Consider the following 15929-nt stretch of genomic DNA (forward strand, 5'->3'; position numbering starts at 1 on the left):
GTTGCCTGACCATCGGCGGATAGGGATAGGGCCCGCGCACCCGCATCTCGCGTGCCTCCCGGCGTATGTCATAATCCAGGACCGGTTCGACAGGCACCGAGTCGCCGAAATCACGAAACGCCGCGCGGTCCTCGAATGCAGGAACCTGCACCCCGCCAATCGCGATCACCTCGTCTCCCTCGCGCAGCTCCTGCTGCATTTCGCCTGGCATGTCATGGAAGCTGCCGACAGTCAGCGGCTCGGAGACCTGCCCCTGCCATAGAACCACCCCCGCAAAGACGAGAATCGACAGGATGAAGTTGAAAATCGGTCCCGCCGCGACCGTCGCCGAACGCGCCCAGAGCGGCGCGCCGTGCATCGAATGGCGCGCCTCCTCGTCCGAGAGGCCATAAACCACATCTTCATCCTTGGCGGATGCGGCATTCGAATCTCCGAGGAACTTGACATATCCGCCGAACGGAAGCGCCGCGATCTGCCATTTCGTGCCGTGCTGGTCATGACGCGACCAAAGCACCGGCCCGAATCCGAGCGAGAACACCTCGGCCTTGATGCCCGACCAGCGCCCGACGATGTAATGGCCATATTCATGCACCGCCACGATCACCGAGAGCGCCACCACAAAGGCGATCACGGTCATGACAAAACCGCCAAATTGCGGAATCAGGGAAATATCCAAAACGTTGTCCTGCCTGTCTTTTCGTTATCTTCGTAATCCACGTGGCCTAACGACAATTCCCTCAGGTCACCCGTTCGCGCATTTCTTCCTCCGCAAGCCTACGGGCCATGTGGTCTGCCGCACGAATGTTATCAAGGCTCATCCGGGCATCAATAAGGCCCTCGTTTGACCCTATCCGGTCCAGGACCGTTTCGACGACGCCCGCCATGCCGGTAAAGCCGATCCGCCCCGAGATGAACCCGTCCAGCGCCGCCTCCTTGGCGGCATTGAACACCGCCCCCGAAAGTCCGCCGCGCGCCATCACCTCGCGCGCGAGCCGGAGCGCGGGATAGCGCGCCTCGTCCGGATGACGGAAGTTCAACTGGCCGATCGCCGCCAGATCGAGTCGGCCCACCGGCAACGCCTCGCGCGCGGGCCAGTTCAGCGCATAGCCGATCGCATGGCGCATGTCCGATACGCCCAGATGCGCCATGACCGCCCCGTCGCGAAACCCGACCAGCGCATGGACCAGCGATTCAGGGTGCACCAACACCTCTATCCGCTCCGGGTCAATTCCGAAAAACTCATGCGTTTCGATTATTTCCAGTGCCTTGTTGAACATGGACGCACTGTCGATGGTGATCCGCTGGCCCATCGCCCAGTTGGGATGCCGGCTGGCCTCTTCCACCGTGGCGCGCTCCAGATCGGCCAGCGGCCAGTCACGGAACGCCCCGCCCGACGCGGTGATGATGATACGTTCCACCGCGGCCATATCCTCGCCCGCCAACGCCTGAAAGATCGCCGAATGCTCGCTGTCGACCGGCAGAACCGTCGCGCCCTGCGCCCGCGCCGTCTGCATGAGCAACGGCCCCGCCGTCACCAGCGATTCCTTGTTGGCCAGCGCCAGCGTGCCGCCCTGCTCCAGCGCCTTGAGCCCCGGGGCCAGGCCCGCCGCGCCCACGATGGCGCTCATGACCCAATCGGTCGGACGCGCGGCAGCCTCGATCAGTGCGCTCTCGCCCGCGGCGGCCTCGACTCCGCTGCCCGCCAGCGCCGCACGCAGATCGTCCAGGAGATCGTCCTGCGCCGTCACAGCGAGATCGGCGCCCAGCCGGATCGCGTCCTGCGCCAGACGCGCGATGTTGCGCCCTCCGGTCAGCGCCACCACGTCATGCGCCTCCGGCGACCGCGCGATCAGGTCGATCGTCGATTGCCCGATCGACCCCGTCGACCCGAAGATAGACACCCGTTTCATGCCACCCCGGCAAGTATCATGCTCAGCGCAACCGCCAGCGCCGCGCCCATCATCGCGTCGAACCGGTCCATGGCCCCGCCATGACCTGGTATGAGGTTGGAACTGTCCTTGACCTTCATCCGCCGCTTGAGCGCGCTTTCCGCCGCATCCCCCATCTGCGAGGCGAACGAAAGCCCCACCCCGGCAGCGATCAGCCATACCGGCAGGCCGAACTGAAACTGCATCCATGCACTCAGGGCCGCCGCCGCGATCCATCCCGCGACCGTGCCTGCCCAGGTTTTCTTGGGGCTGACACGGGGCCAGAACTTCGGCCCCCCGATGATCCGGCCCGCGAAATAGCCCGCCACATCCGTGACCACCACCACCGCGACGAGCCACAATGTCCAGATCAGCCCTGCGTCGTTGCGCAACATCACCAGGCCATAGGCACCCAGGAAGATTGCCGCGCCATATCCCGCGGTCAGAACCGGATGTGCTCCTGTCCGGCCCACCAGGACGACGAGCAAGATCCCAAGGATGATCGCCGCCACGCCGCCGGGGACGTAAAGTGCGATCGCCAGCGCGACAGCCGCCAGCGCGCCCTCCTGCACAGCTGCGCGCCGATGGCGCGGGCGAATCATCCGCACCAGCTCCCATGTCATCAGCCCGGCAATGGCCACGGCGAGCGCCTCGAAGACCGCGCCCCCCAGCCAGATCGCCACCGCCCCCACCGCGACCATGGCCACGCCCGAAAGCAACCGGGGCAGAAGATCCCCCCATTGCGCGGGGCCTGGCGTCGGTTTGGGCGCACCGCTCATGCCTTCACACCGCCGAAGCGCCGGTCGCGCGCACCATAGCTGCGCACCAGCCCGGCAAAGATATCCGGCGAGAAATCGGGCCACAGCGTATCGATGAATTCGTATTCGGCATAGGCTGACTGCCACAGCAGGAAATTCGATATCCGCGCCTCTCCACTCGTTCGGATCACGAGGTCGGGATCGGGCAAGACAAAGGTATCCAGATATTTCGGCAGGGTTTCTTCATCCACGCTCGCCGGGTCGAGCCGGCCGTCCGCCACATCCTGGGCCAGCCGCTTGGTGGCGCGCGCCACCTCGTCGCGGCCACCGTAATTGAGCGCGATGGTCAGATGCACGCGGGCGTTTCCGGCCGTCATCTCTTCGAGTTCATCCATCAGCCGGATCAGCTTGTCATCGAGCCGCACCCGGTCGCCGATGAACCGCACCCGCACGCCTTCGTCGCGCAATGCGCGCGCCTCCTTCGTGATATAGCGCCGAAACAGGCTCATCAGCCCGGCCACCTCGACCTGCGTGCGCTTCCAGTTCTCGGTCGAAAAGGCAAAGATCGTCAGGTATTCGACCCCGAGATCGGGACAGGCCTCGACAATCTCGCGCACCCGCTTGGCCCCGGCATGGTGGCCGAAGAGGCGCGGCCGCCCGCGCGCCTGCGCCCAACGCCCGTTGCCATCCATGATGATCGCCACATGGCGCGGGCCGCGCCGCCCGGTCTCGTCCGTGCCCTGATCCTTGGGGGACATCGCCCACTCCTCCCGCAGTGCGGTCCGGCGACAGGTCACGTCAGACCTGCATGATTTCGCCCTGCTTGTTCTCGAGCGCCTCGTCCACCGCCTTGATGAAGCGGTCAGTCATCTCCTGGACCTCGGTTTCCCAGAATTTCTGGTCATCCTCGCTCAATTGCCCGTCCGACTTGGCCTTCTTGATCTGGTCCATCCCGTCACGGCGCACGTTGCGAATGGCCACGCGCGCATGTTCGGCATACTGCGCCGCCACCCGCGTGAGGTCACGCCGCCGCTCCTCGTTGAGTTCCGGGATCGGCAGCATGACGATCGTGCCATTGGTCTGCGGGTTGATCCCCAGCCCCGAGTTCATGATCGCCTTTTCCACTGCCCGTACCAGCGACTTGTCCCAGACATTGATCGTCACCATGCGCGGCTCGGGCACGTTCACGGTGCCGACCTGGTTGATCGGCGTCTGCTGACCATAGGCTTCGACCGTCACCGGCTCGAGCATCGAGGCGCTGGCCCGGCCCGTGCGCAGGCTCGCAAACTCGGTGCGCAGCGATGACATCGCCCCCTGCATCCGTCGTTCCAGATCGTCAGTGTCCAGAATGAATTCTTCGTCGGCCATCTGCTCTTCACTCCCCTCGCGGGCAATTTCGGTTCTGCGTGCTATATCCCCTGTGGGCGGGCTTTGTATAGACCAACCCGCACGACGCTCCAACCTTGCCGGCGCTCAGCCGCCGACCGTGGTAAAGGTGCCCTGCCCCGCCAGGATTCCGCTGAATCCGCCCGGCTCGTCGAGCGAAAAGACGATGATCGGCAGGTTGTTGTCCCGCGCCAGCGCAATCGCGCTCGCGTCCATCACCTTGAGATTGCGTGTCAGCACCTCGTCGAACGACACCTTGTCGTAACGTATGGCGTCGCGATGTTCGCGCGGGTCCTTGTCATAGACACCGTCCACCCCGTTCTTGCCCATGATGATCGCCTCGCAGGCCATTTCGTTGGCGCGCAAGGCCGCGGCGGTGTCGGTGGTGAAATAGGGGTTGCCGGTGCCCGCGGCGAAAATGCAGACCCGTTTCTTCTCGAGGTGGCGCACCGCGCGGCGGCGAATGTAAGGCTCGGCCACCTCGTCCATGCGGATCGCGGTGATCACCCGGCAAAAGGCGCCCTGCGCCTCAAGTGCCGATTGCATCGCCAGCGCGTTCATCACCGTGGCCAGCATCCCCATGTAGTCGGCGGTGGTGCGCTCCATCCCCTGCGCGCTGCCTTGCAGGCCGCGAAAGATGTTGCCGCCGCCAATCACCATGCAGATCTCGACCCCCATGTCATGCACCGCTTTGACCTCCTGGGCGATTCGGCTCACGGTCGGCGGGTGCAGCCCATAGCCCTGATCCCCCATCAGCGCCTCGCCCGAGATCTTGAGCAAGACACGGTTGAAGCGGGGTTGCGGCGTATCGGCCTTGTCCATGGGGTCTCCTTCGGGGCAATCCTCGTCTCGCGCGCAAAATACGGGTTTCCGCCGGTGTTGCAATCGGTGAACGCCCTCCGCTATTCATTTCGATCCATCAGCAAGGAAAAGCCCCCATGACTGCGTGCAAGAGCCCATTGCTGCCTGCCACAGAGGACGTGCTTGCCGACATTCCCCCCGACCGCCCGGTTCTCATCGCCGGCCCCACGGCCAGCGGCAAATCCGCGCTTGCGCTCGCCATCGCCGAGGCGCAGGGCGGCACCATCATCAATGCCGACGCGCTTCAGGTCTTCGCCAACTGGCGGGTGCTGACCGCGCGACCCTCCGATGACGACCTCGCCCGGGCCCCGCACGCGCTCTATGGCCATGTGCCGGGCGATGCCGACTATTCCGTCGGCCACTGGCTGCGCGACGTTGCGCCCCTGCTTGAAACCGCCCGACCGATCATCGTGGGCGGCACCGGTCTCTATTTTGCCGCGCTGACCGAGGGCCTGGCCGAGATACCCGCCACGCCCTCCGCGATCCGCGCCGAGGCCGACGACCGCATGACGCGCGAGGGCCGCGAGGCGCTGCTGGCAGAGCTCGATTCCGCGACCGCCGCGCGCATCGACACGCGCAACCCGATGCGGGTGCAGCGCGCGTGGGAGGTCCAGCGCAGCACCGGCCACGGCCTGGCGGCATGGCAGGACGACACGCCGCCGCCGCTCCTTCCACTCACACGCGCCACCGCCCTTTTGATCGACGCGCCCAAGGATTGGCTCACCCCACGGATCGAGACCCGGTTCGACCTAATGCTCGATGAGGGCGCGCTGGACGAGGCCCGCGCGAACCTTGCGGCATGGGACGCCACGCGCCCGTCGTCGCGCGCCATCGGCGCGGCCGAGCTGATCGCCCACCTGCGCGCAGAACTGACACTCGACGACGCCCGCGCCGCCGCCATCATCGCCACCCGCCAGTATGCCAAGCGCCAGCGCACATGGTTCCGCACCCGGATGCGCAGCTGGCGGCAGGTTCCCGCCGCCTGAGGCCACCGCGACACCGGCCCCGTGGAACAATCTCGCACAAGCGGTTACGCCTTGGGGTCATGCGTCACCCATTCATCACACACCCATCCCGAAAGACCTCGCGATGACACAGGACACGCCCCGCATCGACACGCTCGCCAGCCTCTCGGGCAAGGCACCGTGGCGGCTTGGGCTTCAGCACTTCCGCGACGACCACCTGCTGATCTGGATCACCCGCGGACAGGGCCGCGCCATTGTCGCGGGGCAGCGCAAGGGGATGGGCATAAACAACATGCTGTTCATTCCTGCTGGCACGCTCTTTTCCGTCGATCCGGGGCCGCAAGGTTTCGGCCTTGCCATGGTGGTGCCGCCCGATTCCGGCGTGCCACTGCCCGAGCGCAACCACCACCTGCGCCTGCGCGATGTGCACGCGCAGCAGGAACTGACCGCGCTGGTCGAGGCGATGCAGCGCGAACAATCCGGCGGGGGCGATCTCCATGCCGCGGCGCTTCGCGCCCATGCGACGCTCATAACCATCTGGCTCAAACGCGCGCTCGTCGACGCGCCCGAATCCGCCGCGGCCAGCGCCGAGGCCCGCATCGCCGCCGCCTTCACCGATCTCGTGGTCCGCGACTTCCGCAGCGGGAAACCCATGGCCGCCTATGCCGAGAAGCTGGATATCACGCCCACGCACCTGACCCGCTGCCTCAACACCACTGCCGGGATGAGCGCCGCCGCCATCCTCACCGAATGCAGCCTGCACGCCGCCAGAAGCCTGCTGTGCGACACCGACCACCCCGTCGGCCGCATTTCCGAACACCTGGGCTTTGGCAGCCCGGCTTATTTCACCCGCTTCGTGCAACAGCATACCGGCAAGACCCCGTCCGGCCTGCGCGACGCAGGGAGCAGCGTCGCACGCAAGGTTTCGCAACCCTGACCCGGCCCCCGGCCGCAACGCTCCCGTCCCCTTGCCGCACGCGCCGCAAGGGGGCATTGCACGACGCGGCCATCGCATTGCCAACACGGAAAATTCCACGCTCACAACACCCTGCCCTGCCGGGTGATGTCGCTTTTTTGATAGTCGGATGTCGCATTTTTACAGGAAATGGCGATCACAGCGATTGACGCCGGGGGCTGAAACATGCGCAAATAGTCGAGGCAAAAATGGGGGAATGCCGCAGCTGTTTCTTTATGCATTGCGAACATGCCTTCCAGGAAGACCGACAACGAACGTCATAGGGAGAACAAGATGACCCAGACCATAAACGGAAAACCCGTTCACAAGACCGCATGGACGTATGTCAAGGACTTCAAGGCGGGCAAGCTCGACCGCCGCGAATTCCTGGCCCGCACCACCGCGCTTGGCGTGACCGCGACGGCGGCCTACACGATGGGCGGCCTTGCCCAACCCGCGCGCGCACAGGCCGATATCCAGCAAGGCGGCACGCTGCGCATCCTGCAATCCATCAAGGGCATGAAGGATCCCCGCGCCTATGACTGGTCCGAGATCGGCAACCAGTCGCGCGGCTTTCTGGAATATCTGGTCGAATATAACGCCGACGGGACGTTCCGTCCGATGCTTCTCGAAAGCTGGGAAGTCAACGAGGACGCTACCGAATACACCCTCAAGGTCCGCCAGGGCGTCAAATGGAACAACGGCGACGATTTCACCGCCGAGGACGTGGCCCGCAACATTACCGGCTGGTGCGACAAGTCGGTCGAGGCCAACTCGATGGCCAGCCGCATGGGCGGACTGATCGACGAAGAGACCGGCACGGCCCGCGACGGTGCGATCGAGGTGCGTGATGAACACACGGTCGTTCTCAACCTTTCGTCGCCCGATGTGTCGGTGATCGCCAACATGTCCGACTACCCGGCCGCGATCACCCATTCGAGCTATGATGGCGGCGACCCGTTCGACAACGGTATCGGCACTGGCCCGTACGTCCCGGTCGACCTGGAAGTGGGCGTCAAATGCGTTCTCGAACGCAACACCGAACACGAATGGTGGGGCACAGAGGTCTATGGCGGACCTTACGTGGACCGGATCGAGTTCATCGACTACGGCACCGACCCTTCGGCATTCGTCGCCGCGGCCGAAGCCGACGAGGTGGACCTGTTCTATGAAACCGTCGGTGAATTCATCGACGTAATGGACGCGATCGGCTGGGAAAAGACCGAGACCGTGACAGCGGCCACGCTGGTGTTCCGCGGCAACCAGGAGGCCGAGGTCGACGGTGTCAAACCCTATGCCGACAAGCGCGTGCGCCAGGCGCTGGCGATGGCGGTCGACAATTCCTTCCTTCTGGAACTGGGCTATTCCAACCGCGGCGAGGTGGCGGCCAACCACCATGTCTGCCCGATCCATCCGGCCTATGCCGATATCGGCATGCCAGAGCATGACCCGGCCCGCGCCAAGGAACTGATGGAAGAGGCCGGCATGGCGGATTTCGAGCACGAGCTGATCACCGTCGATGACGACTGGCAGCGCAATACCGGCGACGCGCTCGCCGCACAGCTGCGCGATGCGGGTATCAAGGTCGAGCGCACGGTGCTGCCGGGCAACACGTTCTGGAACAAGTGGACAGAGTATCCGTTCAGCGCGACCCAGTGGAACCACCGTCCGCTCGATGTCCAGATCCTGACCCTGGCCTATCGCTCGGGCGAAGCCTGGAACGAGGCGGCCTATTCCAGCGACGAGTTCGATCAGCTCATCAACGAGGCCAACGCCATCGCCGATGCCGATGAGCGCCGCGTCGTGATCGAGAAGATCGAGCGCCTGCTGCGCGAGGATGGCGTCATCATCCAGCCCTATTGGCGGTCGCTTTTCAACCACCACAACGGCAAGCTGGTGAATTCCGCCAAACACCCGTCGCACGAGATCCATCTCTACAAGATCGGCTTCGCGGCCTGATCGCACGGCGACAACAAAGACAGGCGGGCGCAACCGATGCGCCCGCCTCATAAAGCCGGATCAGAACCGGCACAGGGGCGAACGACCCCGAAAACAACTGGGAGATACCGATGGGGCTTTTCATTCTCCGGCGGGTCATGACGATGCTGCTGACGGCGATCTGTCTGACTTTTGTCGTCTTTTTCCTGACAAACCTTTATCCCAATCTCGAAAAGCTGGCCAAAACCGAAGGCAACATGCGCATGACCGATGCGCAGGTCGAAAGCTGGCTTACCGAAAACGGATATCTGCAACCCTTGCCACTGAAATATGCGCAGTGGATCGGCGTCATGCCCGGGGCCCGCACCCTGAACGATGACGGCCAGGAGGTCGGGCGCTGTATCCCGCCCGGCGTCGATCCCGCCGAAGCTCCACGCTTTTGTGGTGTCCTCCAGGGCTACTGGGGCTTTTCGACCGTGTTCAAGGATCCGGTGAGCGAAATCATATCGACCCGTCTCGGGCTTACGGCCAAGCTCATGTTCTGGGTCATGCTGCTGATGGTGCCCTCGGCGCTGTTGATCGGTGTCCTGGCGGGAATGCGCGAAGGCTCGCGTACCGACCGCACGCTCTCCACCTTCGCGATCTCCACCACGGCAACCCCTGAATACGTCTCCGGCGTGATCTTCATCGCCATGCTGGCCTCGTCGCGCTATGGGCTCGGGCCCCTGCTGAACGAATGGGGCCTGATCGCAGGCAACGCCCCCTTCAAGGGCACCGCCACCGGCGCCATGGAAGACGCCACCTTCGAGAATTTCTTCCTGCCCGTTCTGACCATCGCGCTTTACGGCATGGGATACATCGCCCGCATGACCCGCGCCTCGATGGCCGAGGTCATGACCGCGCAATATATCCGAACGGCCCGGCTCAAGGGGGTGAAGTTCCGCAACATCGTGATGAAGCACGCGCTCAGGAACGCGCTCATCGCACCCTTCACCGTCATCATGCTGCAGGTGCCATGGCTCCTGAATGGCGTGGTCATTGTCGAAACCCTGTTCAACTACAAGGGCTTCGGCTGGACGCTGGTGCAAGCCGCCAGCAATAACGACATCGAACTGCTGCTGGCGGTTTCGGTCGTCTCGGTGTTCGTGGTTCTGGTCACACAGCTGATTTCGGATATCGGCTACGTGTTCCTCAATCCACGCATCCGCATGTCATAACGAAGGAGAGCCGAGACATGGAACCGCTTACCTGGTTTGGCGCCTATGGCAGCTCTTTCGCTCCGCTGCTCTTGGTGCTCGTGACCCTCGCCATCACCTGCGGCCTCTGCGCCGCGCTGCTGGCCTTCATCGACAACACCCCACGGGCGAGTTTCTCGCTCTTCAACGGCATCGCCGTGCTGCTTCTGCTGCTGGTGGGTTTCACCTATGTTTTGAACGGCCTGACAGGGACCGAAGGGGGCGCCATGCCACTCTCGACCCTGGGCTGGATGCTCGGCGCCCTGGCCGGGCTCGCAATCTTCGCCGCGATGCTGGCGTGGTTTCTTGACAGCTTCTTCGACAACCCGGCCGCCTTCATGGGCATCCTGTTCAAATGGGCCATCTACGGTATCGCCGCGGTTGCGGTGCTCTGGCTCGCCGTCACGCTGCTGTGGCAGGGGGCCGCGCACAAGGAGTGGCTTGCCACATTCGATGCCGCCGACATGCCTTCCGCCGAGGAAATCGCCCAACATGACCGCATCTCGCGGCTGCAAAGCCTCGGCATACTGGCCAACGTGATCATGCGCTTCACCCCGGTCTGGATTGCCCTCGTAGTGCTCTATGGCGTGTCCATCCGCTACAAGCGGCGGCTTGGCCTTTATGGCAAGCTTTTCGATAGCGTGATCGGGATGATCGGTTTCGGCCTCGTCATGTTCTGGGTCTTCACCGCGTTCTTCGTCGGCGTGTTCGACATGATCGCGACCCATGCCTCGCTCGACCAGGCGACAGGCATGAAGAACAAGATTCCGGGCACGCCGCTGATGGGCGCCACCCCCGAAGAATTCCCGGTCTATCTGCTGGGCGGCGACAATCTTGCGCGCGACATCTTCTCGCGCATGGTCTATGGCAGCACCATCGTGATCCAGATCGCCCCGCTGGCGACGCTCTTCGCCTTCATGGTGGGAATCACGCTGGGGCTTCCGGCCGGATACTACAGTGGCAAGCTCGACACCGCGCTTTCCTTCCTCGCCAACCTGATCCTTGCCTTCCCGGTGATCCTGCTCTTCTATCTGCTCGTGACCCCCGAAATCGTTGAGACGGGCCTGCCGCAATACATGGCCACCGTGCTCTTTCTCTTTCCGCTGGTGTTCATGGGGGTGCTGATCCAGTCGCGATTCCGCACCCAACCACAGAAGAACATCTTCTGGATGGCGGTGATCCTGATCCCGCTCTTCCTGTTCTACGCGGCGGCGATCAACGATGGCGGCTCGCATTCCAAGATCCGCTTCTGGCCGCTCGATTTCTTCGATATCCCGCCTGGTATCCTCGTGGTGTTCGTGGCGGTGGTCTTCGTCAACTCGCCTACCGTCTTCCGGATCGTGCGTGGCCTCGTGATGGACATCCAGACGCGCGACTACGTGGCCGCCGCCCAGACCCGGGGCGAACGGCCGTGGTATATCATGCTGTGGGAAATCCTGCCCAATGCGCGCGGCCCGCTCATTGTCGATTTCTGCCTGCGCATCGGTTATACCACGATCCTTCTGGGGACCCTTGGCTTCTTCGGCCTCGGCCTGCCACCCGAAAGCCCCGACTGGGGAACCACGATCAACGAGGGGCGCAAGCTCCTGTCGATCTATCCGCACCCTGCCCTGCCACCCGCCTTCGCGCTCCTGAGCCTCGTGCTCGGCCTCAACCTTCTGGCCGACGGGCTGCGTGAAGAATCGCTTAAGGATTGACCCCGTGATGACCAAGGCGAACGGCACGGTAACGAACGCCCCTCGGCCAAGGGCGGCATCCGGCGGCAGCCGGATGTCAGCCGGGCGGTGCACGCATGTCACCCCCCCGATTCGGGCGTGAAAGGAGATAGTTAATGTCGAAAATCCATGATTACGACGGCCCCATCCTCGAGATCGACAAGCTCTCGATTTCCTTCTTCACGCGGCTCCACGAAATCCCCGCGGTGATGGATTTCTCGGTCAAGGTGGCCCCCGGCGAAGCCGTTGGTCTTGTTGGAGAATCCGGCTGTGGCAAATCAACGGTCGCGCTTGGCGTGATGCGCGATCTGGGCAAGAATGGCCGCATCGTCGGCGGCTCGGTGAAGTTCAAGGGCCGCGACATGGCCGCACTTACGGATGCCGAGTTGCGCAACTTGCGCGGCAACGAAATTGCCATGATTTATCAAGAACCTATGGCCTCCCTCAACCCCGCCATGCGGATCGGCAGGCAACTCATGGAAGTGCCGATGATTCACGAGGGCCTGAGCGAACACGAGTCCTATCAGCGCGCCCTCGAAGTCGTCACCGACGTCAAGCTGCCCGATCCCGAACGCATCCTGCGCAGCTATCCCCACCAGCTATCTGGCGGCCAGCAGCAGCGCATCGTGATCGCCATGGCATTGATGTCAAAGCCTTCCTTGCTGATCCTCGATGAACCCACGACCGCGCTTGACGTCACCGTCGAGGCCGCGGTCGTCGAACTGGTCAAGGATCTGGGCCAGAAATACGGCACCTCGATGCTGTTCATCTCGCACAATCTCGGGCTGGTGCTAGAAACCTGCGACCGGATTTGCGTGATGTATTCGGGCGAAGCGGTCGAACGCGGCGATATCGAAACCGTGTTCAACAACATGCAACACCCTTATACGCAAGCACTTTTCCGCTCCATCCCGCTGCCCGGCGCGGATAAGAACTCGCGTCCGCTGGTGGCGATCCCGGGCAATTTCCCGCTGCCCCACGAACGCCCGCCCGGCTGCAATTTCGGACCCCGCTGCGACTATTTCCAGGCCGGACTCTGTGACAAGGACGACATCGTCATGGAGGATGTCGATGGCGACGGGCAGCATGAAACCCGCTGCCTGCGCTTCCGCGATATCGACTGGAGTGCGCCGATAACCCTGGCCGAGACCAAGACCAAAGGAGACATCGGCAGGGTCGTCCTGAAGATGGACAATCTCAAGAAATATTACGAAGTCGCGGCCAACGCCCTCTTTGGTGGTGGGGAAAAACGCGTGGTCAAGGCCAACGAAACCCTCAGCTTCGAGGCCCGCGAGAGCGAAACCCTTGCCATCGTTGGGGAATCCGGCTGCGGCAAATCCACTTTCGCCAAGGTTCTCATGGGATTGGAAACCGCGACCGGGGGCGAGATCCTGCTCGACGACAAGAACATCGAACAGATCCCGATCGCAAAGCGCAACACCCAGACAGTCGCCGACATCCAGATGGTTTTCCAGAACCCGTTCGACACGCTCAACCCCTCGATGACCGTGGGCAGCCAGATCATGCGCGCGCTCGATATCTTCGGCATCGGCAAGAACGATGCCGAACGGCGCACGCGCATGCTCGAATTGCTGGATCTGGTGAAACTTCCGCGTGAATTTGCCGACCGCATGCCGCGCCAGCTCTCGGGGGGGCAGAAACAGCGCGTCGGCATCGCCCGCGCCTTTGCCGGCGGCGCCCGGATCGTGGTCGCAGACGAACCGGTTTCTGCGCTTGACGTATCGGTTCAGGCGGCGGTGACCGACCTGTTAATGGAAATTCAACGCAAAGAGAAGACAACGCTCCTGTTCATTTCGCACGACTTGTCGATCGTGCGCTATCTCTCGGATCGGGTCATGGTGATGTATCTCGGACATGTGGTCGAACTGGGCAGCACCGATGAGGTGTTCTCGCCCCCCTACCACCCCTATACCGAGGCACTGCTTTCGGCGGTGCCGATCGCCGACACCCATGTCACGAAAAAACATATCGTGCTCGAAGGTGACATCCCCTCGGCGATGAATCCGCCCAGCGGTTGTCCGTTCCAGACGCGCTGCGGCTGGAAATCCCGGGTGCCGGGAAATCTCTGCGAAAAGGAAGTGCCCCCGGTGCGCCAGCTAAAGCCCGGTCATCAGATCAAATGCCATCTCTCGGATGAAGAGCTTGCAACGATGGAACCGGTCATCAAGCTCGGACAGGAGGCGGCCGAGTAAGTCTTCAACCCGGAAAGAACATGGGCCGCAATCCAGCCCATGCTTTTTGCCTTGATGGTTACATATGTAACCATAAAACGGGTGGCAGCAAAGGAAAGGACGCTCACATGAAAATCGAGAAAATCCACCACGTCGCCTACCGCTGCAAGGACGCCAAGGAAACCGTCGAATGGTATGGCAAGATGCTCAACATGGACTTCGTGCTCGCCATCGCCGAGGACCGCGTGCCCTCGACCCACGAACCGGACCCTTACATGCACGTGTTCCTCGACGCCGGAAATGGCAATGTCCTTGCCTTTTTCGAACTGCCGACCAGGCCCGAGATGGGCCGCGATGCGAACACGCCGGAATGGGTCCAACATATCGCGTTCAAGGTGAAAGACCGGGCGGAGCTCGTTGAATTCAAGGAACATCTCGAGGATAGCGGGGTCGAGGTCCTGGGCGTGACCGACCACTCGATCTTTCATTCGATCTATTTCTTCGACCCAAATGGCCACCGCGTCGAACTGGCCTGTCCCGACCCCGAGGAGGACGCCATGCTGGCGCGCCTCAACGAGGTGAAATGGGACATGCTCGAAGAATGGAGCCGCACCAAGAAGGCCCCGCAACACGCCGATTGGCTGCATGCGAAGGAACTGGAAAAGAACTGACCCGATGGCAGTCTGGGGCGGCGTCAGCTTCCCCAGATCACCTTGACGTAGTTGCGCGTCTCATTATATGGGGGGATCCCGCCATGTTTCTTCACTGCATCCGGCCCGGCATTATAGGCTGCCAGCGCCAGACGCCACGATCCGAAGGCGCGATATTGGGCCATCAGGTAGCGCGCGCCACCGTCAAGGTTTTCATAGGGATCATTTGGATTGACCTGCAGCGCCCGGGCAGTCCCTGGCATGAGCTGCGCCAGCCCAATCGCCCCCTTGTGCGACAATGCCTTGACCTTCCAGCCTGATTCCTGCTGCACCAATCGCAAATAGAGATCCTCGGGCACTCCGTGCCGCCGGGCCGCATCGCGCGCCATGGCCAGATAGGGGCCATTGTATGCGCCCGAATAGCTCTTGCCATCGCCCCATTTCGACGGGGTCACAACGCTGGGCGGTTGCAGTCGGACAGAGGCATTGTATTGAGATTTGGCGCGGGTATCGAGAACCCTTGTCTGGGATTTGAAGAGAGTGTTTCGTGATTTTGTCGACAGCACATCCGCCACGGCCACATGCGGCATCAACAAGCCCACGCTCACCACCAGACCCAGAAACCTGCGCATGTCATTACCCGTTCAAAACATTCGTCAGCCATGGTTATAAACGGTTTTAATGATTCTTCCAGATTGCGCGCGCATCCACACGGGGCGTGAAACAATCACGATAGACCGGATCGCCAAATCCACCGGGTATTGTTCGCATTTTATCCTTTTCTTAACGGGTTCGGGATGATGTAAGCTGCGAACGACAAACTTGGATTCTTTGGGAGAAGATGATGGCCGGCTCGGTGAACAAGGTTATTCTGATTGGCAACCTCGGTCGCGACCCTGAAACACGGACCTTTCAGGATGGTGGCAAGCTGTGCAACCTGCGCATCGCGACGTCGGAAAACTGGAAAGACCGTAACACCGGAGAACGGCGCGAACAGACCGAATGGCATTCGGTTGTACTGCGCGGAGAGGGTCTTGTCGGTGTCGCCGAACGATATCTGCGCAAAGGCTCGAAGGTCTATATAGAGGGCCAGCTGCGAACCAGGAAATGGCAGGACCAGAACGGCCAGGACCGCTATTCCACCGAAGTGGTCGTCTCAGGCTTCGGAGGCTCGATGGTCATGCTGGACGGACGCGCAGACGGCGGCGGTGCTGGCGGTGCACCAACCGGTGGCGATTATGGCGGAGGAAGCGGCGGTGGCTATGACAGCGGCCCCAGCCAAGGCTATGATGACGAGATCCCGTTCTAGATTGCCTGCCGCCTACTGGGCAAATCATGCGGCGGAA

Annotated in this window: 15 protein-coding genes; 8 read left to right on the plus strand and 7 right to left on the minus strand. The window is 62.6% G+C overall.

All coding sequences use genetic code 11. The features are described from left to right. The 6 genes from ACESL9_RS09025 to pyrH all read right to left on the minus strand — a co-directional run. The coding region (locus ACESL9_RS09025) for a site-2 protease family protein (protein ID WP_372674740.1) at positions 1-676 on the minus strand (676 nt) is incomplete at its 3' end. 61 nt (positions 677-737) lie between these two features. Then, the gene (gene dxr / locus ACESL9_RS09030) at positions 738-1910 is read right to left on the minus strand and encodes a 1-deoxy-D-xylulose-5-phosphate reductoisomerase (RefSeq protein WP_372612558.1); all 1173 of its coding nucleotides are present in this window, start codon (positions 1908-1910) and stop codon (positions 738-740) included. Next, the gene (locus ACESL9_RS09035; protein ID WP_372612560.1) at positions 1907-2707 is read right to left on the minus strand and encodes a phosphatidate cytidylyltransferase; all 801 of its coding nucleotides are present in this window, start codon (positions 2705-2707) and stop codon (positions 1907-1909) included. Before ACESL9_RS09035 ends, dxr begins: the two co-directional genes overlap by 4 nt. Continuing rightward, positions 2704-3444, minus strand: a complete 741-nt coding sequence (gene uppS, locus ACESL9_RS09040; RefSeq protein ID WP_372612562.1) for a polyprenyl diphosphate synthase — start codon at positions 3442-3444, stop codon at positions 2704-2706. The genes ACESL9_RS09035 and uppS overlap by 4 nt, the downstream gene beginning before the upstream one ends. 40 nt (positions 3445-3484) lie before the next feature. Beyond that, on the minus strand, positions 3485-4054 hold the full coding sequence (gene frr, locus ACESL9_RS09045; RefSeq protein ID WP_372612564.1) for a ribosome recycling factor: 570 nt from the start codon (positions 4052-4054) through the stop codon (positions 3485-3487). 105 nt (positions 4055-4159) lie between these two features. Next, entirely contained in the window at positions 4160-4894 is a 735-nt protein-coding gene (gene pyrH, locus ACESL9_RS09050) for a UMP kinase (RefSeq protein WP_372612566.1), read from the minus strand. A gap of 116 nt (positions 4895-5010) precedes the next feature. Between pyrH and miaA the strand changes: the two genes are divergently transcribed. The 7 genes from miaA (at position 5011) to ACESL9_RS09085 (ending at position 14604) form a co-directional block, all read left to right on the plus strand. Next, the gene (gene miaA, locus ACESL9_RS09055; protein ID WP_372612568.1) at positions 5011-5919 is read left to right on the plus strand and encodes a tRNA (adenosine(37)-N6)-dimethylallyltransferase MiaA; all 909 of its coding nucleotides are present in this window, start codon (positions 5011-5013) and stop codon (positions 5917-5919) included. Between the two features lie 103 nt (positions 5920-6022). Then, positions 6023-6835, plus strand: coding sequence for a helix-turn-helix transcriptional regulator (locus ACESL9_RS09060; protein WP_372674741.1), 813 nt, complete (start codon positions 6023-6025; stop codon positions 6833-6835). 312 nt (positions 6836-7147) lie between these two features. Continuing rightward, on the plus strand, positions 7148-8812 hold the full coding sequence (locus ACESL9_RS09065) for an ABC transporter substrate-binding protein (RefSeq protein ID WP_372612572.1): 1665 nt from the start codon (positions 7148-7150) through the stop codon (positions 8810-8812). Between the two features lie 110 nt (positions 8813-8922). Next, complete coding sequence (locus ACESL9_RS09070) at positions 8923-10008, plus strand: ABC transporter permease (protein ID WP_372612574.1); 1086 nt, start codon at positions 8923-8925, stop codon at positions 10006-10008. A 560-nt stretch (positions 10009-10568) separates the two neighbouring features. Continuing rightward, a complete protein-coding gene (locus tag ACESL9_RS09075; RefSeq protein ID WP_372612659.1) occupies positions 10569-11723 on the plus strand; it encodes an ABC transporter permease in 1155 nt (384 codons plus the stop codon). A gap of 134 nt (positions 11724-11857) precedes the next feature. Beyond that, positions 11858-13954, plus strand: a complete 2097-nt coding sequence (locus ACESL9_RS09080; protein WP_372612576.1) for a dipeptide ABC transporter ATP-binding protein — start codon at positions 11858-11860, stop codon at positions 13952-13954. A gap of 107 nt (positions 13955-14061) precedes the next feature. Next, positions 14062-14604 carry a VOC family protein gene (locus ACESL9_RS09085; protein ID WP_372612578.1) on the plus strand — a complete coding sequence of 181 codons (543 nt, stop codon included), beginning with the start codon at positions 14062-14064 and terminating at the stop codon, positions 14602-14604. Between the two features lie 23 nt (positions 14605-14627). Here the strand turns inward: ACESL9_RS09085 and ACESL9_RS09090 are convergent, their stop codons facing one another. Next, the gene (locus tag ACESL9_RS09090; protein ID WP_372612580.1) at positions 14628-15215 is read right to left on the minus strand and encodes a lytic transglycosylase domain-containing protein; all 588 of its coding nucleotides are present in this window, start codon (positions 15213-15215) and stop codon (positions 14628-14630) included. A 212-nt stretch (positions 15216-15427) separates the two neighbouring features. Here ACESL9_RS09090 and ssb point away from each other — a divergent pair, with 212 nt between their 5' ends. Beyond that, the gene (gene ssb / locus ACESL9_RS09095; protein ID WP_372612582.1) at positions 15428-15892 is read left to right on the plus strand and encodes a single-stranded DNA-binding protein; all 465 of its coding nucleotides are present in this window, start codon (positions 15428-15430) and stop codon (positions 15890-15892) included. Positions 15893-15929: the final 37 nt, after the last annotated feature.

Source organism: Aquicoccus sp. (genome assembly GCF_041686535.1).
In the GTDB taxonomy this organism is placed as follows: domain Bacteria; phylum Pseudomonadota; class Alphaproteobacteria; order Rhodobacterales; family Rhodobacteraceae; genus Aquicoccus.